The organism is Burkholderia sp. AU33545, from assembly GCF_020419685.1.
Classification (GTDB): domain Bacteria; phylum Pseudomonadota; class Gammaproteobacteria; order Burkholderiales; family Burkholderiaceae; genus Burkholderia; species Burkholderia diffusa.
In genome coordinates this window covers 764035-787028 of sequence record NZ_JAIZRQ010000003.1, presented here as the reverse complement: position 1 = coordinate 787028, position 22994 = coordinate 764035, and the positions used below count along the sequence as shown (strand labels likewise).

Below are 22994 nucleotides of genomic sequence, written 5' to 3'. Positions count from 1 at the left end.
TGCAAACCCTACATTATGAGATAAGATTGCATCCGGGAGACAGATGAGGAAACAAAAATGCCTGAACCGGTTCTCGATCGCATCGATCGCCACTTGCTGTCGGTGCTGCAGGAGAACGGCCGCGCGTCGAACCTCGACCTCGCGAAGGCCGTCGGCCTGTCGCCCGCGCAGACGCTGCGACGCCACCGGCGGCTGGAGGAAATCGGCGCGATCCGCCGTTACGAGACCCGCCTGTGCCCCGACACGCTCGGGTTCGGCGTCACCGCGTTCGTGCACGTGACGATGGAACGCGGGCATATCCGCGACCTGTCGAAGTTCCAGAAGCTCGTGTCGGATCTCGCGCAGATCCAGGAATGTTTCTCGGTGACGGGCGATATCGACTACGTGCTGAAGGTCGTCGCGCACGACCTGAAGGGGTTGTCCACGTTCCTGCTCGAAACCCTGATGCGAATCCCCGGCGTGAGCGGCGTGCATTCCAGCGTATGCCTCGACGAGATCAAGTGCACGAGTGCGATGCCGGTGGAAAGCTGACACGGCACTGCGCGACCGCCCGGGCGACGCAATGCTCGGCTACCGCGCTCAGCGCACCGCCTCGAACGCGCTGATCAGCAGCGCGCCGCCCGCGATCACCATGCATCCCGCCGCGCGACGCGGCGTCAGCCGCTCGCCGAGATACACGCGGGCAATCAACGCCGCGAACACCACGCTCGTTTCGCGCAGCGCCGACACCGGGCCCATCGGTGCGCGATCCATTGCCCAGATCACGATGCCGTACGCAAGCGCCGCGAACACGCCACCGCATGCGGCCTTCGCCGTTTCGCCGACATCCTGCGCGAGCCGCAGCGGCCCCGCGCGCAGCCGGTAGTACACGGCCATCAGCAACGCGGTCAGCACGAACATCCACGCCGTATAACCGACCGTGCTGCCGCTTTCCCGCACGCCGATCCCGTCGACCACGCTGTACGCGGCGATCGATACGCCGGTGGCGAACGCGGTCGGCAACACCTGCGTCATCCGGTGCCGTGCGCCGCGGCCTCGCTCCAGCCCGATCGCCATGATGCCCGCGCAGATCAGCACGAGCCCGCATTGCGCTCCCGCGTTCAGGCGCTCGCCCGCGAACACCGCCGCGCCCAGCGTGACGAGCAGCGGCGCGGTCCCGCGCGCGACCGGGTACGCGACGGTGAGGTCGCCGTGCTCGTAAGCCCGCACCAGCAGCAGCGTATAGACGACGTGGATCACCGCCGACGCGACGACGCAGGCCCAGCTCGCGGGCGTGATCGGCGCGGCGGCCGGCAGGAGCAGCAGCGCGAACAGCCCGATCGCGATCTGCAGCACCGTGGCCGAGCGCAGCCGGTCGCCGCTGCTGCGCACGAGCGCATTCCAGGACGCATGCAGGAAGGCGGCACACAGGACGGCAAACAGAACGGGGATCGGCACGCTGAATACTCGCTGACGGCCGGCAACGCGAAATCGTCGCCGCGGGCCAACCATCGTATGAATCCGTCACGCGATTGTCAAAAAAGTGCGCGGCCCGGCATCCCGGACGAACCGGCCCGCCGTGCGCCGTCGCCCGCCCGGCGCGACATCCGCGGCGGTGACGGCGCCGATCGCCGACTATGTCGCCCAGGTTGCATCCGCTCCGTCCCTTTCCGCTTTCTTTCGCGCCGCCTCGCGCCGTAATGAAATCGATACCGAGGCGCAACCGTCGCGAAACCGTTCCGCCCCCATATCTTCATACCAGGCTGTTTCAATGCCGGTGCTCTATCGCGAGCGCCGCGCCGAACCGACATGGCGACGGGCCGCTATCCACCATCGAAAACCTACCTGGAGTTTCCCGATGTTCCGTCAAGCCTTGCTCGTCACCGCGTGCGCCGGCGCGGCGCTTGCGCTGTTCGCCTGCGGCGGCAGCGACGATCCCTCGTCGACGCCCGCCGTGTCGTCGCAGGATGCGCTGCAGACCGCCACGCCGATCAAGCACGTCGTCGTGATCTACGGCGAAAACGTGTCGTTCGACCACTACTTCGGCACCTACCCGAATGCGTCGAACCCGTCCGGCGAACCGGCGTTCACCGCGAAGCCCGGCACGCCGACGATCAACGGGCTGACGGGCACGCTGCTCACCGCGAACCCGAACTTCACGAACACGGCCAACGGCACCGACGCCGCGAACCCGTTCCGCCTCGACCGCACGCAAGCCGCAACCGCCGACCAGAACCACGCGTACACGGCCGAGCAGCAGGCCGAGGACAACGGCCTCGCCGACCTGTTCCCGAAATACACGGGCAAGGGCTCGTCCGGCGGCGCCGGCGCGTTCGGCACGAAGGGCCAGGTGATGGGCTACTTCGACGGCAACACCGTGACCGCGCTGTGGAACTACGCGCAGCGCTTCGCGATGAGCGACAACGCGTACACGACGGTCTACGGCCCGTCGACGCCGGGCGCGCTGAACGTCGTGTCGGGCCAGACCAACGGGATGCAGATCGTCAAGACGTCGAAGCAGCCGTCGACGCTCGCCGCCACGTCGTACTACATCAACGACGGCCAGGGCGGCTTCACGATGATCAACGATGTCGACCCGGGCTACGACGTGTGCTCGAGCACGACCGACCAGGCGATGATGAGCGGCAAGAACATCGGCGACCTGCTGAACGGCGCAAAGATCACGTGGGGCGGCTTCATGGGCGGCTTCAACCTGTCGACGACCAACAGCAACGGCACGACCGGTTGTAGCCGCAGCACCGTCGCCACCGCCGTGAACGCCGCGACGGCCGACTACATCCCGCACCACAACTGGTTCCAGTACTACGCGTCGACCGCGAACCCGCAGCACACGCGGCCGAGTAGCGTCGCGGCGATCGGTTCCAGCGTCGAAACCGACGGCAAGACGGCCGAGCCGGCGAACCACCAGTACGACAGCGACGACTTCTTCGCGGCCGTGAAGGCCGGCAACTTCCCGTCGGTCAGCTTCCTGAAGGCACCGGCCGCGCAGGACGCGCACGCGGGCTATTCGGATCCGCTCGACGAGCAGGCGTTCGTGACGAAGGTCGTCAACTTCCTGCAGCAGCAGCCGGACTGGCAGAACACGGCCGTGATCGTTACGTATGACGACTCCGACGGCTGGTACGACCACGCATACACGGCGCCGACGCATTCGTCGTCCGACGCCGTCGACCAGGTCAACGGCAACGGCGTATGCGGCTCGGGTGGCACCACAGGCGTGAACGGCGGCACCGTGAACGGCCGCTGCGGCCCGGGTGTGCGCATCCCGCTGGTCGTGATCTCGCCGTATGCGAAGCAGAACTACGTCGATCACACGATGATCGACCAGGCATCGGTCGTGCGCTTCATCGAGGACAACTGGCTCGGCGGCCAGCGCATCGGCGGCGGTTCGTTCGATGCCACGGCAGGCGACCTGCGCGGGCTGTTCGACTTCGCGTCGAAGCCGAATACGGCGCCGCTGTATCTCGATCCGACGCAAGGCACCGTGCTGAGCGCGGCGCCGTCGATCTGACCGGCATCGCGTAACCGGTAGCAGCAGGCCGGCGCATCGTGCGCCGGCCGTTTCCATTTGATGCGCCGCTTCCACGCGGTGCCCGACTTTCGACCGACAGCATGACAGCCCGTCCCGCGTTCCCGTCTCCCGACGCATCCGGCGCCGCCGCGCCGCGTTCCCCTGCCCGCGCGGTGCGCCGCGCGGCGTTCGTGCTCGGCGCGGCCGTGCTCGGCTATGGCGCGTTCGCGATCGCGTTTCCGGCCCGCACGCCGGCGGCGATCGGCGACGTCGTCGCCGACTGGACGGGCGCGAATCCGCATCCGGTCGCGCTGCAGCGCCCGGCCGCGCAGCCGCTGTCCGCCGTCGCGCAGCTCGGGCGTGCACTGTTCGTCGATCCGTCGCTGTCGGCATCCGGCAAGCAGTCGTGCGCGTCGTGCCATAGCCCCGATCATGCGTACGGGCCGCCGAACGGGCTCGACGTGCAGCCGGGCGGCCTCGCGATGACGCAGCAGGGTTACCGCCCGCCGCCGTCGCTGATGTACCTGTATCGTCAGCCGAACTTCAGCATCGGCCCCGATGCGGGCGAAAACGACGCCGCGCCGAGCGTCGCTCAGCAGGCTGCATCGGCGGCCGGCGTCGTCAAGGCGCAGAAGGTGGCCGGCACGTCGGCCGCGCCGCAGCTCGTGCCGCAGGGCGGGATGTTCTGGGACGGCCGCGCCGACACGCTGCAGCAGCAGGCGTTCGGGCCGCTGCTGAATCCGGTCGAGATGGCGAATGCGAGCATCGACGACGTCGCGCGCAAGCTCGCGCAGTCGTCGCATCGCACGCAGTTCGAGCAACTATTCGGCGCGCGCGTGTTCTCCAGCCCGCAGCTTGTGGTGTCGGAGGCGATGTTCGCGATCGCGCGCTATCAGGTCGAGGATCCGTCGTTCCATCCGTACGACAGCAAGTACGACCGCTGGCTCGAAGGCCGTGCGCGCTTGACGCAGGCCGAATTGCGCGGGCTGCGGCTCTTCAACGATCCGGACAAGGCGAATTGCGCGGGCTGCCACCTGTCGAAGCCCGGCAAGGACGGCTTGCCGCCGATGTTTACCGACTACCAGTACGAGGCGCTCGGCGCGCCGCGCAACATGGCGCTCGCGCAGAACCGCAACCCGGGGTTCTACGATCTCGGCGTGTGCGGGCCGTTCCGCGAGGATCTGAAGGACCAGACGCAGTACTGCGCGATGTTCCTCACGCCGACGCTGCGCAACGCGGCGACGCGCCACGTGTTCTTCCACAACGGCGTGTTCCACACGCTCGATCAGGTGATGGCGTTCTACAACGAGCGCAGCATCTCGCCGCAGAAGTTCTATTCGCGCGGCGCGGACGGCAAGGTCGACGAATATGACGACATTCCGCCGAAGTACCGCGCGAACGTCGATGTGACCGATGCGCCGTTCAACCGCAAACCCGGCGACAAGCCCGCGATGACCGCGCAGGACATCAAGGATATCGAAGCGTTTCTCGGCACGCTGACCGACGAGCCGGCACGCTGAGCCTCGGCGATCCGCCGCGCTTCGTCAGCAGCGCGCGCGGATGCAGAGAAAGGCCGGGGCCAGCGACAGCTCCGCATGGAGCCGCTCCGACACGGCCTTCATCGTCGGCAGCGGCGTCGGCTCGACGAATCGCTCGAGCCGCCAGCCGGCGTCCGCGAGCGCGTTCAGGATGTCGGCAAGCGGCCGGCGCCATGCCTCGACGTAGGGCTTCGGTTCGCCGAAACCCGACCAGTGAAAGCCGAAACGGCTCGTATCGAAGTACGTGCCGTCCCCGCGCGTACGCTCGTCCATCCAGTCCCGCATCGGATGCGCCATCGAGAACACCAGCGTCGCGCCTGGCCGCGCGACACGCCTGAATTCGCGCAACGTCGGCGCGAGATCGCGCACGTAGTCGAGCGCGAGCGAACACAGGATCGTGTCGAACGCGTGGTCGGGCAGCCAGTCGAGCGGCGCGGCGAGATCGCCCTCGGCGACGTCGACCGCGAGCCCCGCGCAGCGCGCGCTCGCGAGCGCGACCATCTCGGGCGTGATGTCGAACGCATGAACCGTCGCACCGTGGCGCGCGAGGTGCTCGCTGCAGATGCCGGGTCCGCAGCCGGCGTCGAGGACCATCAGCCCGTCGACGTCGCCGAGCAGCGCCATCGTCGCCGGGCGCTCGTAGAGCGCGTTGTGCGCCTTGGTCGGCGCGATGTCCGCGTACCGTTGCGCGAAGCTCGCATACGCGCGGCGGGCGGATGGTTCGTTCGGATCGGTCATGCGGCATCCGTTGGCGGGAATCGGAGGCTCGATTCTGCACGATCGGGATGCCGCTGGCGACGTTCGAGGTGCCGATCATTCATGAAAGGCTGCGAGCTGACCGCACCTCGCCACACCGGCGGCGGCATGGAAGCCTGCAGTCCGTGAAGCGGCATCAGCCGAGATCGGCGCCGAGCGCCTGGGGGGAAGCCGGTAAACGGGAAGGATCGCGACCGCGCGGGCTGGTTACCGGGCCGCCGTCGCCGACGTGGCGACGGTTGCGGCGGCAACCATCCGTCGCTCCGCCAACTGCTGCGCGAACCGGTACGCGACCAGCGAGCCGGCCACGGCCAGCAGCATCGGCACCAGGCTGTCGTGATTCACGCGCGTGAACTCGAGCAGCAGCACGACGGCCGTGATCGGCATCTGCATCGACGCGGCCAGGAACGCGGTCGCGCCGATCAGCGCGCATCCGCCGATCGACGCCCCCGGCCATACGAGACTCCACACCCCACCGAGCACGACGCCCAGCAGCGCGCCGTTCGCAAGGCCCGGCGTGAGGAGCCCGCCCTCGGCACCCGCACGCAGGCTGCCCGCCTCGATCAGCACCTTCAGCACGAGCAGCGTCGCCGCGAGGCCGATCGTCAGCGTGCCGTCGAAACCCAGTGAAGCCGGCCCCTTGCCATTGCCGAGCAGTTGCGGAAACCACATCGCCAGCACGCCGATGGCCGCGAAGTTGACCAGCGAGAGCACGGGAAGCAGGCGCCCCTTCGGCGCATCTGCCCGCGCGCGGGTCGTGAGCCGCACGAAGCCGTAAGCGGCAAAACCGAACAACGGCCCGCAGACGATCGACCACGCAACCAGCGGCGTGCTCAGCACGAACGAAGGCACCGTGTACTGATGTTCGTTGCCGAGCCCGATCCATGCGACGGCCGCCGCGATCGCCGACGTGACGACGGCCACCACCAGCGCGCGCAGTTCGAACGTGCCGAGCAACACTTCGAGCACGAACACGGCGCCGCCGAGCGGCACGTTGTAGACGGCCGCGAGGCCGGCGCCCGCGCCGCACGCGGCCATCAGCCGGCAATCGGCGGGCGAGAGCCCCGCGCAACGCGCGAGCTGCCCGGCCAGCAGCGAGCCGATCTCGCGCGGCGCGACTTCGCGGCCGAGCGGCGAACCGAGCGCGACGGTGACGATCTGGAGCAGCGCGTGCACCGTCGTGCTGACGAACGGCATCCGCGGATCGGCTGCGCGAACGGCCCGGCGGATGCTGACGAGCGGTTGGCCGAACCGGTAAAGCGCCCACCAGCCGCCGCCCGCGACGAGCCCGCAGACGATGAGCACCGCGAGCCGGCGCAGCGGCTCGGCGTAGGTCACACCCGCGAGAAAGCTCTCGGCCCCGACCAGGTGCGCCAGGCTGTAACCGTAGGCCACATGCTGGATCGCGTGCAGCAGCAGCGCGAGCAGCATCCCGCCGACGCCCGCGCCAACGCCGGTCAGGATCGTGACGGCAGCCATCCGCGCGAACGGGCTGGCCGGCGGCGAAGAAGAAGCGGGAGCGGACGGGAGATCGAGGCGCATGAGGTCGGCGAACGAGGATCGACACGACGGCGCGCACCATGCACGCCGCCGTCAGGACCGCATCGTAGGCTTCGGCCTCTCATGAGACAAACGTATTTTTCTGATCAACTCATGCAATTTGTGAATACATGCATGGCGGCGATCCCCGGCGGCGCGTGCCGCCAACAACGCGATCGCACTACTCCGGATACGTGACGCGCTCCGGCTCCCGTCGCATGATCACCTTCCCGTGGCGCACCGACAGCGTGGCCTTCGCCTGCCGGCGCACGGCTTCGTAATCGCTGTCCGCGTCGAGCACGACCAGATTGGCCGGCCGTCCGACCGCGATCCCGTAGCCGTCGCCGAGATGCATCGTCGTGGCGCTGTGATCGGTCACGAAGTCGAGGCAGCGCTGCAGGTCCTGGTAGCCCATCATGTGGCAGATGTGCAGGCCGGCATCGAGGACGCGCAGGATGTTGCCGTTGCCGAGCGGATACCACGGATCCTTGATCGAATCCTGCCCGAAGCACACGTTCAGCCCCGCGCGATCGAGTTCCGCGACGCGCGTGACGCCACGCCGCTTCGGAAACGTATCGAAGCGCCCCTGCAAATGGATGCTCTCGGTCGGGCACGACACGAAGTTCAGGCCCGCGCGCTTGAGCAGCCGGAACAGCTTCGAGCAGTACGCGTTGTCGTACGAGCCCATCGCGGTCGTGTGGCTCGCCGTCACGCGCGCGCCCATCCCGCGCACGCGCGCTTCTTCCGCGAGCACTTCCAGAAAGCGCGAATGCGGATCGTCGGTCTCGTCGCAGTGCACGTCGACGAGGCAGCCGGTGCGCTCGGCCAGATCCATCAGGAACCGGATCGAGCTGACGCCCTGCTCGCGCGTGTTCTCGAAATGCGGAATTCCGCCGACGACGTCCGCGCCAAGCTCGATCGCCTGCTCCATCAGCGCGCGGCCGCCGTCGAACGACTCGATGCCTTCCTGCGGAAACGCGACGATCTGCAGGTCGATCAGCCCGCGCGCTTCGTCCTTCACTTCGAGCATCGCCTTCAACGCGGCCAGCGTCGGATCGGTGACGTCGACATGGGTGCGCACGTGCTGGATGCCGTGATCACGCAGCATGCCGATCGCCGCATGCGCGCGCGTCTTCGTATCCGCATGCGTGATCGTCGCCTTGCGCTCGGACCAGCGCTCGATTCCCTCGAACAGCGTGCCGCTCATGTTCCAGGCGGGCTCGCCGGCCGTGAGCACCGCGTCGAGATGGATGTGCGGTTCGACGAGCGGAGCAATCGCGAGACGGCCGCCCGCATCGACATCGTCGACGCCGACAGCGGCGACCGGCGCGGCTTGCGCGTCGATCCGCGCGATCCTGTCGCCGTCGATGCCGATCGTAAACAGCCCGTCGCGACCGCGCAGGCGTGCATTGAAGAGGTTCATGTGGATCCAGGCGTCATGCGGCGCGAGCGCCGCGTGGTGGGGAAAACCGGCTCCGGCGATGCGTGCCGCGCTTATTTGAAATCCTCGATCGTCAGGCCGGTGGCCGCGCGCATCTCGTCGTTCGTCACGTCGCGCACGTGCTTGCCGAACGTCCACACATGCCGGCCGGGATCGCGCGCGCGATACATGCGATCGCCGTAGAACTGGTCGGCCGGCGCCTGCAGGATCTCCGCGCCGGCCGCACGCGCGCGCTCGCAGTGCGCGTCGATGTCCGCGTCGTCGGCAAGGTGCACGTGGACGTGCTGCGTGTTGCGGTCGCCGGTGTCTTCCGGTGAGGCGATGAAGTCGGCCCACGCGCCGCCGATCATGACGAGGCCATCGCCGAACTTCATTTCGGCATGCGCGATGTCGCCTTCCGGCGTGGTGACGACGATCGAGCGCTCGAAGCCAAATGCGCGTTCGAGCCATGCCAGCGCGGCTTTCGGGTTGCGGTAGCACAGCGCGGAACTGAACGACGGACGGCGAGGCGTGGTCATCGGGTGTCTCCGGATCTCGGCATTGGTCTGCTCATTCTCCACGCGCGCGGCGCGGCAATCAACTCCCGCGCCAGCGACGCGCGTGTTGTCAATGCGCGACACGGCGAACGCGGCCACCCGGCATTTCGCGTCGCGCCGTCGACGAAAACGCACGCCATCCGGCCTCCGCATCGATTTGTGAACGCCGTGTGACGCACTCTTGCGCAACTCGCAACGGTGCGCTCGCGCGCCGGCGGCCGTCATCGCGCGACCCCGCCCCTACACTGGCGCCGAACTTTAGTCACTTGTCCCACACGCAGGAGCAGTTACATGAAGAAAACCCTGATTGCCGCCGCATCCGCCACCGCGCTGTTCGCCCCGCTCGCGAATGCACAGAGCTCGGTCACGCTGTATGGCCTGATCGATGCCGGCATCGCATACACGAACAACGCGGGCGGCGCCTCGCTGTGGCGCATGACCAGCGGCACCGTCAACGGCAGCCGCTTCGGCCTGCGCGGCACGGAAGATCTCGGCGGCGGTCTGAAAGCGCTGTTCGTCCTCGAGAACGGCTACAACGTGAACAACGGCGCGCTCGGCCAGGACGGCAAGCTGTTCGGCCGCCACGCGTATGTCGGCCTGACCAGCAGCGGCTACGGCACGCTGACGCTCGGCCGCCAGTACGACACGATGGTCGACTTCGTCGCGCCGCTGTCCGCGACGTCGGGCGACTTCGGTGATACCGGCTTCGCGCACCCGTTCGACAACGACAACCTGAACCACTCGGTGCGCATCAACAACGCGGTGAAGTACACGAGCGACACGATCGCGGGTTTCAAGGTCGGCGCGCTGTACGGCTTCTCGAACTCGACGAACTTCGCCGGCAACCGCGCGTACAGCGTCGCGGCGAGCTACACGAACGGCCCGCTGAAGCTGGCCGGTGCTTACCTGCAGATGAACGGCACGAAGGGCTCGACGAGCGCGAGCCCGGGTGCGACCGACGTGGCCGAAGCGAAGAGCGTGAGCCAGGGCGGCTGGTCGGTGGGCGCGGACCGCATGCGCAGCTACGGCGGCGGCGTCAGCTACGTGTTCGGTCCGGCGACGGTCGGCTTCGTCTACACGCGTTCGCAGTACGACAACTCGGGCTCGTTCGGTTCCACCGGCCAGATTGCGTTCAACAACTACGACGTGAACGTGCGCTATGCGGTGACGCCGGCCGTCAGCCTTGGCGCCGCGTACGTGTACACGGACGCCAGCGTGTCGAATCCGGACAGCAAGCACGGCACCGATCCGAAGTGGCACCAGGTCGACCTGCAGGCGGTGTACAAACTGTCGCGCCGCACCGACCTGTATGCGGAAGCGATGTATCAGCATGCGTCGGGCCGCGGCTACCAGGCGTTCATCAACACGTCTGGCGGCGCATCGAGCACCGCGAACCAGATCGTCGGCACGATCGGCATGCGCACGCGCTTCTGAGTTCAGCGCTGCAGGACCGCACGTCGCCCGCCAGCCGCGAACCTGTCTTGACGGACGGGTTCGTGCAGCGCGGGCGACGTGCGTCAGTGTTGTTCCATCTGGAAATCTGCTTGCCTGGAATCGGGGTTTTTGTGCCGGCGCGCGCTGCATAGACTGGCATCAATGGTTCGGATCACGCATCGATCGCCGGACCGGCCTCACCCCCGCCTACAGGAGAACATCGTGAAATCGCTCGTCGTTACCGCCGCCGCTGCCGTCCTGCTTGCCGCACCGGCCCTGTCGTTCGCTCAGTCCGCCAAGTCGCCCGTCACGCGCGCACAGGTGCTGCAGGAGCTCTACGACCTCGAATCGGTCGGCTACAACCCGTCGCTCGGCGACGCCGGCAACTATCCGGACGACATCATGGCCGCGCAGGAGCGCCTGGCGGCAAAACGGCTCGCCGAGCACAAGGCCGCGCATACCGCATATGGCCCGGCCGGTGCGGGCGCAACCGAATCGGGCGTCGCCGTCAAGCCCGCGCTGTAAATGCATGACGGCTCGCCGCGCCCGCACGACGCATGTCCTGCGGGCGCGGCGCATATCGCGCAAACCGGTCCGTGACGATGGATGCGGCCGGACCGCGTGCCGTCCGGCACGCGGCCATCCTTTTCTTTCTGTATTCGCCCTCAGGCGGCCTGCGGTTCCCGCTCGATCGCGTTCAGCATCTCGACGTCGTGCGCGATCATCCCCGGCACCTGTGCACGCAGCATCTCGACCCAGGTGCGTACCTTCGCGTCGACGAAGCGGCGCGACGGGTACAGTGCATAGACGTTCATCTTCTGCAGGATGTGACCGGGCAGCACACGCACGAGCGTGCCGTCCTGCAACGCGTCGATCGCCGAGTACAGCGGCAGCATGCCGATCCCGATGCCGTCGCGAATCGCGAGCGCAAGCGACTCGGCCGTGTTGGTCTGCACCGGCCCGGCGACATGGATCTGCTCGACGCCCTCGGCACCTTCGAGCACCCATTCGTGGGTCGGAAACGCCGGCGTACAGAGCGTCAGGCACGCATGCGCGCCGAGATCCTGGGGGCGCGCCGGCGCGCCGTGACGCTTCACATACTCGGGTGACGCGCACAGGATGCTGAAGGTCGAGCCAAGCAGGTGCGACACGAGCTCCGAATCGGGCAGCGACGACGCGGTCACGACCGCCATGTCGCTCGTGCCGTCGAACAGGTCGGGCATGCGCTGCGACAGCGACAGCTCGATCGACACGTCCGGAAATTGCGTGTGGTAGCGCGTGAGCGCGGGCATCACGTAGTGATGGCCGACGCTCGCGAAGCTGTGCATGCGCAGCACGCCGGCCGGCCGCTCGTGCGCGCAGCTCGCCTCTTCCTCGGCGCGATCGACGTCGGCGAGGATCTGGCGGCAGCGCCGCAGATAACTTTCGCCGGCCGACGTCAGCGCGAGGCGGCGTGTCGAGCGATTCATCAGACGAGTGCGCAGACGCGCCTCGAGTTCCGACACCGCGCGCGACATCGCGCCCGTCGTCGAATTCAGCGATTGCGCGGCCGCGGTGAAACTGCCGGTCTCGACGACGCGCGTAAACACCCGCATGTTTTGTAGGGTATCCATACCTGTGAGCCACCTGTAGCGGAGCCGCTATTTTCCTCCAGCAGATGCGACAGATTGTTACGCGCCCTGCAACTATCGTTTCCCTGCAGCTGCGTTAATGCCCGCGCGCCGCACTCCTACAATCGGCGCCTCATCAGTCGAATGGACCCGTCCGGACGCGCCGCGACACCGCACGCGCCCCCTCTTTCTTCATGAAGCCACAACCTGCGAGCGAGCGACCTTCCATCGAACCGGCACGATGGAGAACCTGGCTCGATCCGCTCGGCGGCGCCGCGCGCGACTGGGCCGCAAGCGACGGGCTGATCTGGCTGCACCTCGCCAAGACCGTGCTCGCCGCGCTGCTCGCGATGGGGATCGCGATGCGGCTCGAGATGTCGCAGCCGCGCACGGCGATGACGACCGTGTTCGTGCTGATGCAGCCGCTGTCGGGGATGGTGTTCGCGAAGAGCTTCTACCGCGTGCTCGGCACCGCGGCCGGCCTCGTCGCCGCGCTCGCGCTCGGCGGGCTGTTCGCGCAGCAGCCGGAGCTGTACATGGCCGGCATCACGCTGTGGATCGGCGGCTGCATCGCGCTCGCGGTCCGCAACCGCCATTTCCGCTGGTACGGGTTCGTACTCGCCGGCTACACGGCCGCGCTGATCGGCCTGCCCGCGGTGATGACGCCGCAGACGCTGTTCCAGTCCGCGCTCACGCGCGCCGCGGAAGTCGCGCTCGGCATCGCATGCTCCGGCGCGGTCAGCGCGCTGATTCTTCCGCTCAGTTCCGCGAAGGCGCTGATGCGCTCGCTGACCGCCCGTCATGTGAAGTTCGCGGCATTCGCGGCCGGTGCGCTGTCGGGCGACCTCGCACGCGGCGATTTCGAGCGGCGCTTCGCCGATTTCGTCGACGAGATCGTCGGCTTCGAGGCCAACCGCGCGTTCGCGTCGTTCGAGGATCCGCACATTCGCGCGCGCAGCCGCCGGCTCGCGCGCCTGAACAGCGAGTTCATGAATGCGTGCACGCGCCTGCATGCGCTGCACCAGCTCGTCAAACGCTTGCGCGCGAACCGGTCCGACGCAGTGCTCGACGCGCTCGCGCCGCACATCGATGCGCTCGCGCAGCGGGTGACCGCGTTGCGCGACGAGCGGCAGCGCGGGATCGCGTCGACCACCGGCGCGCTGCTCGAACTGCGCCGCTTTCACGGCGCGCTGCCGAAGGCCGCGCGCGCGTCGCGCCGCGAGATCGAGGATCACGCGGCCGGCGGCCTGCTCGACTTCGACACCGCGATCGAGCTGATGTATCGCTTCATCGGCGAGTATCTCGGCTATGCCGACACCAACGCGTCGCTCGACCGCGACGATCACGCGTTCGAACGCTCGGTCACGCACTACGCGGTGAAGACCAATTCGTTCTTCGTCGGCTTCACGTTCCTGCGCACGCTCGTCGCCGTCGGCGCGATGAGCGCGTTCTGGATCGCGTCCGAATGGCCGAGCGGCCCGCTCGCCGTCATCGCCACCGCGATTGCATGCGCGCTGAGCTCGACGTCGCCGCGGGCGCCGAAATTCGTCGCGCAGATGGGCGTCGGCGCGGCATTCGCGACAGCCGTCGGCTATGTGTTCCTGTGCTACGTCTATCCGAACATCGACGGCTTTCCGCTGCTGTGCGCGACGCTCGCGCCGGTGCTCGGCCTCGGCGCGTTTCTCGCGATGCGTCCGGGCCTGTCCGGCTACGGGATCGGCTTCGCGGTGTTCTTCTGCCTGCTCGCGGGCCCGGACAACGCGATCGCGTATACGCCCGAGGTGCTGATCAACAACGGTTTCGCCGTCGTCGTCGCGATGCTCGCGTGCTCGATCGTATTCGCCGTGGTGTTTCCGACCCACATGCCGTGGCTCACATCGCGTATCGCGCACGACCTGCGCCGCCAGGTCACGCTCGCGTGCGAAGGCACGCGCGACGGCCTCGCGGCACGCTTCCAGTCGAGCACGCACGACCTGATGGCGCAGTTGCGCACGCTGCTCGTCAAGCGCACGCGGCATCATCGCGACGCGCTGCGCTGGATGCTGTCGACGCTCGAAGTCGGCCATGCGGTGATCGACCTGCGCGACGAGCTGCACGGGTTCTGCGAATCGAAACCGCCGCAGACGCTACACTGGACCGCATCGATCGATGCGGTGCTACGCGAGCTGCCGCGATTCTTCGACGATCCGACGCCGGCCCACCATGCGCGCACGCTGAAATCGGTGAATCTGGCGATCCGAGCCGCCCAGCACACGCTGCACGCGTGGTACGCGGTGCCCGACGAACGCCATCGCATGCAGCGCATCATCGGCTGCCTGCACTTCATCCGCAGCGCGCTGCTGGACAAGGACGCACCGTTCAATCGCCATCGTCATTGACCGTCGGCGGCGATCGGCGGCGATCAATGCGCGCGCAACGTCATACTTGTTCCGATTGGAAATAAGCTCTGCACCCGCGGTGATTAATCTTTAAGCAGTGCGAGCCTATAGTTTCCTCACTGCCAGCGAGACTGGCACTGACCCAGGAGAAACCCAAATGAAGCCGCTGCACCTCGCCCTCGTTGCCCTGTCGCTCACCGCCGCTGTCGCCCATGCCCAGCCCGCGCCGGCCGACGTCGCGCAACAACCGGCGAACCGCGCCGAAGCCGTCCAGGCCGCGGGCCGCGCCGATCGTGCGCAATCGAAGCAGGAAGATCCGAACGCATGCGTCGGCCCCGTCAGCTTCTGCAACGTCTACTTCGGCAGCTGAGCATGACGCCGCGTCGCCACGGCCAGGCCTGCCGCGCACGCATCGCACGCATCGCATGCGCGCGCGCACGGCACGCCGGCCGATCGCCGCAACGACACTGTCCGCCACGCCGCTTCGATTGAAGCGGCGCATGCCGTTTCAGGCGCCGCGCCCCGGCCGCCACCCCACTTCGCGCAACGCATCCAGCAAACGCGCCTGCCCCAGCCCTTCGACCCGCGCGCCGCGCGATTCGACGTCGCTGCCCGCGACCAGCGCATTCACGATTGCCTCCTCCACCGCCTCCGCCGCCGCGACGAACAGCGCGGAGATGTGGTCGTTGTTCACCATCTTCACGGCCGTCGTCGGCGCGCCCTTGCTGCCGTAATTCGCGGCCGGCAGCCCGTCGTTGCCCGTCGCGAACGCCAGGAAGATGTCACCGCTCGAATCCTCGGTGCCGCCGCCGACGCGGGCCAGCCCGACGCTCGCCCGCTGCGCGAGGCGCGTGCACTGGTGCGGCAGCAGCGGCGCGTCGGTCGCGATCGTGACGACGATCGAACCCATCCCCGCCTCGCCTTGTGCATCGGGTGTGCGAAACGGCGAATGTACGTGCCGCAACACCTCGCCGACCGGATAACCTGCCACGCGCAACATCTCGCGCACGCCGTAGTTCGCCTGCACGAGCGCGCCGACGGTCCAGCCGCCCGCGTCGGCCGCGACCACGCGCGACGCGGTGCCGATGCCGCCCTTGAACTCGTGGCAGATCATCCCGGTGCCGCCCCCCACGCCGCCTTCGGCGACCGGCCCCGACTGCGCGGCGGCCAGCGCGCGCTGCACGTGCGCGGCGTTCACGTGCTGCCCCCAGATGTCGTTGAGCAGGCCGTCGTAGGTTTCCATGACGACCGGCATGCACCAGTACACGCGGCCGGCCGCGGCTTCGCGCTCGTTCGCGACCAGCGCATCGCGCACGGCGCCGACGCTGTGCGTGTTCGTATAGGCGATCGGGGTCGTCAGCAGGCCGGCTTCGCGGATCCATTCGAGCCCGGTCGCGTCGCCGTTGCCGTTCAGCACATGGACGCCCGCGAAGCACGGCGAATCGTGCGCCGCGCCCGCGCGCGGCTCGATGACGGTGACGCCGGTGCGGATCGACGCGTCGCCGTTCTCGACGTTCAGCGTGCAATGTCCGACCCGCACACCCGGTACGTCCGTGATCGCGTTGAAGCGGCCCGGCGTGCCGAGTCCGACGCGGATGCCGAGATCCCTCGTGCGCATGATGCAATTCCTCCCGTCTTTCAATGGTTCGGTGTGTCGAAATGGTCAGAGCGAGCGGAACGCATCGCTGTGGCGCGCCCAGACCGCATACATCGCGAGCGCGGCTACCAGCAGCCCGCCGATGATGATCAGGTCGGTCGGCTTGGTTGCCGTCGCCAGTGTCGTGTAGAGCGTGTACGCGGCGCCCGCGACCGCGACGAGCGGCGTCACGGGCCACAGCGGCATCCGGTAGTGATGCTCGACGTCGCGGCGCACAAGGCGACTCGCCAGCGCGGCCAGCCCGACGACGAGGTAGATCAGCAGCAACAGGTCGACCGTGAACGCGGTCAGCTCGTCGAGGCTCGACACGAATACCAGCCCCGACGACGGCACCGCCAGCGCGAGCGTCGCGAGCCACGGCGACTCGAAGCGCGGATGGATCGTCGAGAACGCGCGGTTGCAGGTGCGCGACCAGAGCGCATGCCGGCCGCTGCTGTACAGCAGGCGCCCCATCGTGATCACGATCGCGATGATCGCGTTGAACACCGACAGGAAGATCCCGCCGCTGACCACGCGCGACACCGCCGGGTTGCTCAGCGAACGCACGACATAGCCGATCGGGTCCGCGCTCTTCGTCAGCTCCGTCAGCGACGGCGCGCCGAGCACGATCGCGGTGAGCGGAATCAGTTCGACGACGAGGATCACCAGCAGCGAATAGATCACCGCCTTCGCGACGTTGCGGTTGCCGCCGCGCAGGTCTTCGGCGAGATAGGCGGCGGAGCCGAATCCGTTGTAGCAGAAGATCGCCGTGCCGATCGCGGGCACGATCGCCGCGAGCGTGGCCGGCACCAGCGCATTGCCGCTCGCGACGACCGGCGCCATCAGTGCGTCGGCGCCGCGATGCGGGGAGCCGAATCCGAGCCCCGCGATCAGCATCAGCACGCCGATCTCGACGACGAGAAACGCGCCGGTGATCCACGCATTCGTCTTGATGTTCAGCATGCCGAGCACGTAGCTGAGCAGCACGATCGTGAGCGCGACCGACTGATTGCCGAAGTGCGTGCCGAGCGCATTGTTCAGATACGGCGCGGCGCCGCTCGCGAGCACGGCCGGGATGAATACGCTGACGGACAGCACCGTGATGAACGTCAGGTAGCCGGGCAGCGTGCCGAACACACGTTTGGCCATCACATATTCGCCGCCCGCGCTGCGATGCGCGGCGCTGAGCTCCGCGTAGCAGAGCGCGAACGCGAGCGCGAGCACGCCGCCGAGCAGGAACGACAGCACCGCGCCGCTGCCGGCCTGCTGGATCGCGAATGGCGCGATCACGAAGATCGAACTTGCGGGCGTCACGCCCGACACGGTGATCATCACCGCGTCGCGCACGCTGAGCGTCTGCGACAACGCGCGCGGCGCGTCTTCCGTGGCAGGCGTCGCTTGCAGCGTGCCCGTCGATTCCGACATCATCGCCATTTCGTTCTCCTGTTGCTCCTACCCTGCTCTTTTTTGAACACCCATACTCGGGCCCGATTGATTGCGTGGCAGTCTAGGAAGCCAAATTCAGGACCGCTATTCCCCCTTCGTGTTACACCCTTCGGTGGTGGTATGGATCGACTTTTCTCCGAATTCGCGATGCACCAGGCGCTTGGCCGCGCGATCGATCATCTGGGCGAGCCGCGCTTCTGGCGCTTCCTGGTGCTGCTGCTCAACGAAATGGTGCCGTTCGACAACGCGCTCGCGACCGCGATCGGCCGCGACGGCGTGCCGCTCGTGCTCGACGAATACGACACGGGCGGCTCCGACAGCGCGTCGCCGGTGCCGCTTTACCTCAATGGGTTATATCTGCTCGATCCATTCCTGCAAGCCGCGCACGACGGGCTCGCCGACGGCTGCTACCGGCTCGAGGAAGTCGCGCCCGACCTGTTCCGGCAGAGCGAGTATTTCCTGAGCTACTTCCGCGACGCGGTGGGCGACGACGAGATCCAGATCCTCGTGCGGCCGAACGCCGACACGCTGCTGTCGTTGTCGCTCGGCGCGTCCGCGCGCTTCGACGTCGAGCCGCTCGGCAAGCTGACGGCCACGATGCCGTGGGTGCTCGCGACGATCCGGCAGCACTGGCGGCTGGTGGGCGATGCCGCGCGCACGACGCCCGACGACGATCTCGGAGCGCGCGTCGAGCAGGCGCTCGCGCGCTTCGGCGCGGGCGTGCTGACCGATCGCGAGATGTCGATCGCAAGAATGGTGCTGCGCGGCAATTCGTCGAAGGCGATCGCGGAGCGGCTGGCGATTTCACCCGAGACGGTGAAGGTGCATCGGCGCCATCTTTACGCGAAGCTCGGGATCTCGTCGCAGCCAGAGCTGTTTTCGCGGTTCATTCAGGCACTCGGGGAGGATGCGGCGGGCTGAGCGCGACGCCGCCGCGTCATGACGATGCGACGTTCGCCGCCGACCGCGTCGGCGCGATCGCCAGGTGCAGCGCGCGCGTCGGCCGCAGCGTCACGTTCAGCGTCGCGCGCGGTGCCGCCATGCCGGGCGGCACTGATAGTTCATGGCGCTGCAGGATCATGGCCGCCACCACCGTCATTTCCGTCATCGCCAGATGCTGCCCGAGGCACACGCGCGGCCCCGTGCCGAACGGCATGTACGCGCCGCGCGGAATCGCCGACGCGTCGTCGGCGAAGCGCTCCGGCCGGAATGCCTGCGGCTCTGGAAACCATCGCGCGTCGTGATGCATCAACTGAATCGGCAGCATGAACAACGTTCGCGCCGGAAACTGCCATGCGCCCAGTTCGACCGGCCGCAATGCGCGACGGCTGATCAGGATCGGCGCCGCCGGATACAGGCGCATCGTTTCCTCGAGCGTCTGCGTCAGGTAGCGCAATGCGGCGCGCGTGTCGGCGCTCGGCGCACGGCCGCCCAGCACGCGCACGACTTCGTCGCGCGCGGCGGCCTGCGCGGCCGGATTCGCGGCCATGTTCCACGCCCACCAGGTCAGCGTGGCCGCGGCCGTCTCGTGACCGGCCAGGAAAGCCGTCATGCACTCGTCGTGCACGGCTTGCAGCGGCCAGGTGCGCGCGTCGGCGCGGTGCAGCCGCAACAGGCGCGACAGCAGATCGTCCGGCCAGCCGTGCTCCGGCATGTCCAGACGCGCATGCAGTTGCCGGTCGATCAATCCGTTCAGCACCGCCAGCGCTCGCGCCTTGCCGCGCTTCCACGGCATCCAGTCCGGTGCGCTGGCCGGCTGGTAGAACTCGGCGTTCGCGGCCGCGCTGACCGTGCGCACGGCTTCCTCGGCCGCGCGCGCGTCCGCGCCAATCGCATTCGAGAACATCGTGCGCATGATCACGTCCATCGCGAGCGACGTCAGCGCACTTTCGATCGGCCAATGCGAGTCGTGCGCGGGCCACTGCGCGAGCGCATGACCGGCCGTCGCGGCGATCGACGGCACGAATGCCTGCACCGGTTTCGGCATGAAGTTCGGCTGCAGCGCGTGCCGCTTGTCGCGCCATGCGTCGCCCTCGGCGACCAGCACGCTGTGCCCGTGGACCTGCGAGAACACGCGGATGCCGCGCTCCCAGCGCACCAACGCATCGTGATGCTTGACCAGCAACTCGCGCACGAGCGCAGGATCGGTCACGACCACCGCATGTTCGGGCCACATGCGCAGGTGCACGACGTCGCCATGCGTGCGCTGCCAGCCCGCGAGCGCGCCAGTCAGATCGCGCGACATCGCGCGCAGCAGCCGCCACCCCGTCAGGCCGGCGCGCGGCCCCGGCGGCCATACGCCGGGCGGGTGAAGCGCGGGCGCCGCACCGGCGGCGTCCGCATGAAACGGGCAACGGGAAGAGGATCGTGTGTTCATGCGCCGGATTGTCCGGATCGACACGCTGCCGGTCTTGAACGCAAACGACATCGACACGCGCCGCGCCGGTCCCTATACTCCGGCGTCATGCCCTCCGGTCCGTCTCCGACTTTGCCGCCGTGTCCCGATCCGCTCGCGCGTGCGCCGCGCGTGCTGTGCGACGGCCGGTCGCCGCCCACGCGGCTGTATCAGCCGCCGGCTGCGCTGCAAGGCGCGGTCGTGGCGATCATCACCCGCGACACGCGCGGCTTCACGTTGAGCGACGCGCAGCGGCTCACGCATTTCCCCGCGTCGCCGATCGTCTGCCTGTCGTGGTATCGCGGCCTCGACGTCGGGCTCGTCCGGCGCACGGGCGACGGGCCCGTATGGCGGCCGTTCGGTGCATCGGCGACGCTGTCGGGCAGCCAGTCGATGCCGGTCGCGAGCTGGGCGCCGACGAGCGGACAAGGCGGCATCGTCTGCCTGCATGCCGATGCGGCACGCGCGCTGTTCGGCGTCGCGCTGCCGGCGATCCACGACACCTTCGTCGACGCGCATGCATGCCTCGACGACAGCTGGCAGCCGCTGCTCGATGCACTCGCCGATGCCGAACACGACGACGACGCGCTGGCCGCGCTCGACCGTTACCTCGCGCCGCGCTGGCACGCGCTGCGCGGCAGCGTATCGCCGCTGTCGTCGCTGCGAGATGCCGGGCGCAGCTGGGTCGGGCGTCTCGCGTCGAAAGCGCGCGAATGGCGGTACACCCACAGCCCGCGTCAGGTCGAACGGCGCATCAAGTCGTACAGCGGTCGCTCGTTGCGCGACTGGCAAACGCTGGTGCGCACCGAAGGCGTGTTCTTCGCCGCGCGCGACCGGCAGGACGCCGGCCAGCCGGTCGACTGGGCCGCGCTCGCGCTGGACGAGGGGTTCGCCGACCAGGCACACCTGAGCCGCGCGACGCGGCGCATCACGGGCTTCTCGCCGACCGAGTTCGTGCGACGCTTCGCCGAGGACGAATCGTTCTGGATGTACCGGCTCTGGGTATGACGGGCCGCTGCCCGTCACGCATCAGCCGCCCGATTCGATGAACCCGCCCTCCGGCGCCTGATGCGGCACATACCAGCCGAAATACACCTCGGCCTCGACGATCCGGCCATCGCGGACACGCAACCGCTCCGCATTCCGGAACCGCCTGCCCGCAATCGTGTCGGCTTCGTACACGACGAACACGTATTCGCCGTGCACGGCGACGTCGACAAACGCGAAGCTGGCGAGCATCGCGCTGTTCGGCCAGCAGCGCGCCAGATACGTGTCGCGGTCGAGCCGGTTGTCGAGCGGGCTCGTGAAATGGAAGTCTGGTGCGATCAGCGCTTCGATCGCGTCGCGGTCCTTGTCGACATACGCGCGATAGCTGGCACGCGCAACGTCACCGGGGTCGTCTGTCATCGTCGTTACTCCGCGAAGGGCGGGGCCGACGCGACAGCCCGCGTCGCCCCGAGGCATCGATCAAACGCATGCGGGCGGCACGAACGACCACGACCGCCCGCGCATGCAGCTATGCGCGCATGCCCGACTCGATGCCATTCACGAAAACCCGCACCGGGCGATCGCCGCGGCCGCCTGCACGCGCCGTGCCACGCCACGCCACGCTTCCCGCCGCGAGCACCGATGCCGCGGCTGCCCGTTGCCCGTTTCCGCACGCACGGGCATGATGTCCGCCAGCGTGCCGGCCGGGCCGCCGGCTTCGGCGGTCATCGGCGCCGCGACCGGCATGTCTTCCATGCGCCGCCGGCATCATCGAGCAATCCGCGTGCCGGCCCCGGCCGCCCACCTCATCGAGTCCATGTCACTACGCGCATTCAGAACGCTGGTCGCGATCGCCCGATACCGAACCTTCGCACGCGCCGGCGAAGCCATCGGGCTCACACAATCGGCCGTGAGCCTGCAGATCAAGACGCTCGAAAGCGAATACAACGTCCGGCTGTTCGACCGTTCGCGCCGCCAGCCGGTGCTCACCGAAGCCGGCAACATCCTGGTCGCGCAGGCCGAGCAGGTGCTCGCGATGGTCGACCGGATTCCCGATGCGCTCAGCGACGAGAAGAAGCTCGTCGGCCGCCTGCGGATCGGCGCGATCCAGACCGCGCTGTCCGGCCCGCTGCCCGATGCGCTGCTCGCGCTGCGCGCGGCGCACCCGTCGTTGCGCGTGCACGTATCGGCCGGCATGTCGGCCGAACTGGCGAACCGCGTCGCCGCCGGCGAACTCGACGCCGCGATCACGACGCGCCCGGTGCGCCCGCATCCGGCGGAACTGACATGGACCACGCTGTACGAAGACCGCTTCTGGCTGCTCGCGCCGCCGCAGTATGCGGAGCGCGACGCGGGCACGCTGCTCGAGGAATTGCCGTTCATCCGCTTCGACGCGCAGGCGTGGGCCGGCCGGATGATCGCCGCCGAGTTGCGCCGCATCGGCGTGCGCGTGCGCGAGGAGATGGTGCTCGACAGCGCGGAGACGATCGCGCGGATGGTCGCGCGCGGGCTCGGCGCGGCGATCGTCGCGCTCCCCGACTCGACGCTCGCGCGACTGCCGCCCGTCACGCGCTTGCCGTTCGGCCAGCCGCAGATGGGCCGCGCGGTCGTGCTGCTCGAACACCAGTCGCGGCCGGCGGCGCGTTTCGCGCGTGCGCTGGCCGCCGAAGTCACCGCGTCATCGATGAGAATTTCTCATTGAACACCCGATAATTAACCATTATTCCTGCTGCATCCGCGTGTTAACTTGGCGGCATCGTCACTCTTTCGATTGCGTGCCGCCATGT

General features: G+C 68.2%; 21 protein-coding genes. 10 read left to right on the top strand and 11 right to left on the bottom strand.

What is annotated here, in order from left to right:
- Positions 1-57: 57 nt before the first annotated feature.
- Positions 58-531 carry an Lrp/AsnC family transcriptional regulator gene (locus LGM71_RS13500; RefSeq protein WP_006479071.1) on the top strand — a complete coding sequence of 158 codons (474 nt, stop codon included), beginning with the start codon at positions 58-60 and terminating at the stop codon, positions 529-531.
- 48 nt (positions 532-579) lie between these two features.
- Here LGM71_RS13500 and LGM71_RS13495 read toward each other — a convergent pair whose 3' ends face one another.
- Positions 580-1491 (bottom strand): EamA family transporter, encoded by a 912-nt coding sequence (locus tag LGM71_RS13495; protein WP_124623920.1) that lies wholly within the window; start codon positions 1489-1491, stop codon positions 580-582.
- Positions 1492-1837: 346 nt separating this feature from the next.
- Between LGM71_RS13495 and LGM71_RS13490 the strand changes: the two genes are divergently transcribed.
- Both LGM71_RS13490 and LGM71_RS13485 read left to right on the top strand, forming a co-directional pair.
- Entirely contained in the window at positions 1838-3511 is a 1674-nt protein-coding gene (locus LGM71_RS13490) for a phospholipase C (RefSeq protein ID WP_226115093.1), read from the top strand.
- A gap of 101 nt (positions 3512-3612) precedes the next feature.
- Positions 3613-5031, top strand: coding sequence for a cytochrome-c peroxidase (locus tag LGM71_RS13485; RefSeq protein ID WP_226115092.1), 1419 nt, complete (start codon positions 3613-3615; stop codon positions 5029-5031).
- Positions 5032-5055: 24 nt separating this feature from the next.
- Here LGM71_RS13485 and LGM71_RS13480 read toward each other — a convergent pair whose 3' ends face one another.
- The 4 genes from LGM71_RS13480 to LGM71_RS13465 all read right to left on the bottom strand — a co-directional run bounded on the left by LGM71_RS13480 (position 5056) and on the right by LGM71_RS13465 (position 9303).
- Positions 5056-5787 (bottom strand): class I SAM-dependent methyltransferase, encoded by a 732-nt coding sequence (locus tag LGM71_RS13480; RefSeq protein WP_226115091.1) that lies wholly within the window; start codon positions 5785-5787, stop codon positions 5056-5058.
- Between the two features lie 225 nt (positions 5788-6012).
- Positions 6013-7347: a chloride channel protein gene (locus tag LGM71_RS13475; protein WP_226115090.1), complete on the bottom strand. Its 1335-nt coding sequence runs from the start codon at positions 7345-7347 to the stop codon at positions 6013-6015.
- A 178-nt stretch (positions 7348-7525) separates the two neighbouring features.
- Positions 7526-8767, bottom strand: coding sequence for a cytosine deaminase (gene codA / locus LGM71_RS13470; protein WP_226115089.1), 1242 nt, complete (start codon positions 8765-8767; stop codon positions 7526-7528).
- A gap of 71 nt (positions 8768-8838) precedes the next feature.
- Positions 8839-9303 carry a VOC family protein gene (locus LGM71_RS13465; RefSeq protein WP_174906720.1) on the bottom strand — a complete coding sequence of 155 codons (465 nt, stop codon included), beginning with the start codon at positions 9301-9303 and terminating at the stop codon, positions 8839-8841.
- A 309-nt stretch (positions 9304-9612) separates the two neighbouring features.
- On the opposite strand from LGM71_RS13465, the gene LGM71_RS13460 reads away from it, so the two are divergent.
- Complete coding sequence (locus tag LGM71_RS13460; protein WP_226115088.1) at positions 9613-10755, top strand: porin; 1143 nt, start codon at positions 9613-9615, stop codon at positions 10753-10755.
- 222 nt (positions 10756-10977) lie between these two features.
- Positions 10978-11280: a DUF4148 domain-containing protein gene (locus LGM71_RS13455; protein WP_059599468.1), complete on the top strand. Its 303-nt coding sequence runs from the start codon at positions 10978-10980 to the stop codon at positions 11278-11280.
- Between the two features lie 140 nt (positions 11281-11420).
- Here the strand turns inward: LGM71_RS13455 and LGM71_RS13450 are convergent, their stop codons facing one another.
- A complete protein-coding gene (locus tag LGM71_RS13450; RefSeq protein WP_059599411.1) occupies positions 11421-12368 on the bottom strand; it encodes a LysR family transcriptional regulator in 948 nt (315 codons plus the stop codon).
- A 191-nt stretch (positions 12369-12559) separates the two neighbouring features.
- Between LGM71_RS13450 and LGM71_RS13445 the strand changes: the two genes are divergently transcribed.
- Positions 12560-14743 carry an FUSC family protein gene (locus LGM71_RS13445; protein WP_124623900.1) on the top strand — a complete coding sequence of 728 codons (2184 nt, stop codon included), beginning with the start codon at positions 12560-12562 and terminating at the stop codon, positions 14741-14743.
- Positions 14744-14900: 157 nt separating this feature from the next.
- On the top strand, positions 14901-15113 hold the full coding sequence (locus LGM71_RS13440; RefSeq protein WP_059599409.1) for a hypothetical protein: 213 nt from the start codon (positions 14901-14903) through the stop codon (positions 15111-15113).
- A 138-nt stretch (positions 15114-15251) separates the two neighbouring features.
- On the opposite strand, the gene LGM71_RS13435 is transcribed toward LGM71_RS13440, so the two are convergent.
- Together LGM71_RS13435 and LGM71_RS13430 are read right to left on the bottom strand one after the other, a co-directional pair.
- Complete coding sequence (locus LGM71_RS13435; RefSeq protein WP_226115087.1) at positions 15252-16361, bottom strand: P1 family peptidase; 1110 nt, start codon at positions 16359-16361, stop codon at positions 15252-15254.
- Positions 16362-16406: 45 nt separating this feature from the next.
- A complete protein-coding gene (locus LGM71_RS13430; RefSeq protein ID WP_059599407.1) occupies positions 16407-17813 on the bottom strand; it encodes an APC family permease in 1407 nt (468 codons plus the stop codon).
- A gap of 132 nt (positions 17814-17945) precedes the next feature.
- Here LGM71_RS13430 and LGM71_RS13425 point away from each other — a divergent pair, with 132 nt between their 5' ends.
- Positions 17946-18746, top strand: coding sequence for a helix-turn-helix transcriptional regulator (locus LGM71_RS13425; protein WP_226115086.1), 801 nt, complete (start codon positions 17946-17948; stop codon positions 18744-18746).
- A gap of 16 nt (positions 18747-18762) precedes the next feature.
- On the opposite strand, the gene LGM71_RS13420 is transcribed toward LGM71_RS13425, so the two are convergent.
- Positions 18763-20202 carry a cytochrome P450 gene (locus tag LGM71_RS13420; RefSeq protein WP_226115085.1) on the bottom strand — a complete coding sequence of 480 codons (1440 nt, stop codon included), beginning with the start codon at positions 20200-20202 and terminating at the stop codon, positions 18763-18765.
- Between the two features lie 87 nt (positions 20203-20289).
- Here LGM71_RS13420 and LGM71_RS13415 point away from each other — a divergent pair, with 87 nt between their 5' ends.
- A complete protein-coding gene (locus LGM71_RS13415) occupies positions 20290-21228 on the top strand; it encodes an AraC family transcriptional regulator (RefSeq protein ID WP_226115084.1) in 939 nt (312 codons plus the stop codon).
- A 21-nt stretch (positions 21229-21249) separates the two neighbouring features.
- On the opposite strand, the gene LGM71_RS13410 is transcribed toward LGM71_RS13415, so the two are convergent.
- Both LGM71_RS13410 and LGM71_RS13405 read right to left on the bottom strand, forming a co-directional pair.
- Positions 21250-21627: a nuclear transport factor 2 family protein gene (locus LGM71_RS13410; RefSeq protein WP_124623889.1), complete on the bottom strand. Its 378-nt coding sequence runs from the start codon at positions 21625-21627 to the stop codon at positions 21250-21252.
- Positions 21628-21765: 138 nt separating this feature from the next.
- Positions 21766-21963, bottom strand: coding sequence for a hypothetical protein (locus tag LGM71_RS13405; RefSeq protein ID WP_226115083.1), 198 nt, complete (start codon positions 21961-21963; stop codon positions 21766-21768).
- Positions 21964-22024: 61 nt separating this feature from the next.
- Here LGM71_RS13405 and LGM71_RS13400 point away from each other — a divergent pair, with 61 nt between their 5' ends.
- On the top strand, positions 22025-22909 hold the full coding sequence (locus LGM71_RS13400) for a LysR substrate-binding domain-containing protein (protein WP_124623886.1): 885 nt from the start codon (positions 22025-22027) through the stop codon (positions 22907-22909).
- Positions 22910-22994 lie beyond the last annotated feature (85 nt).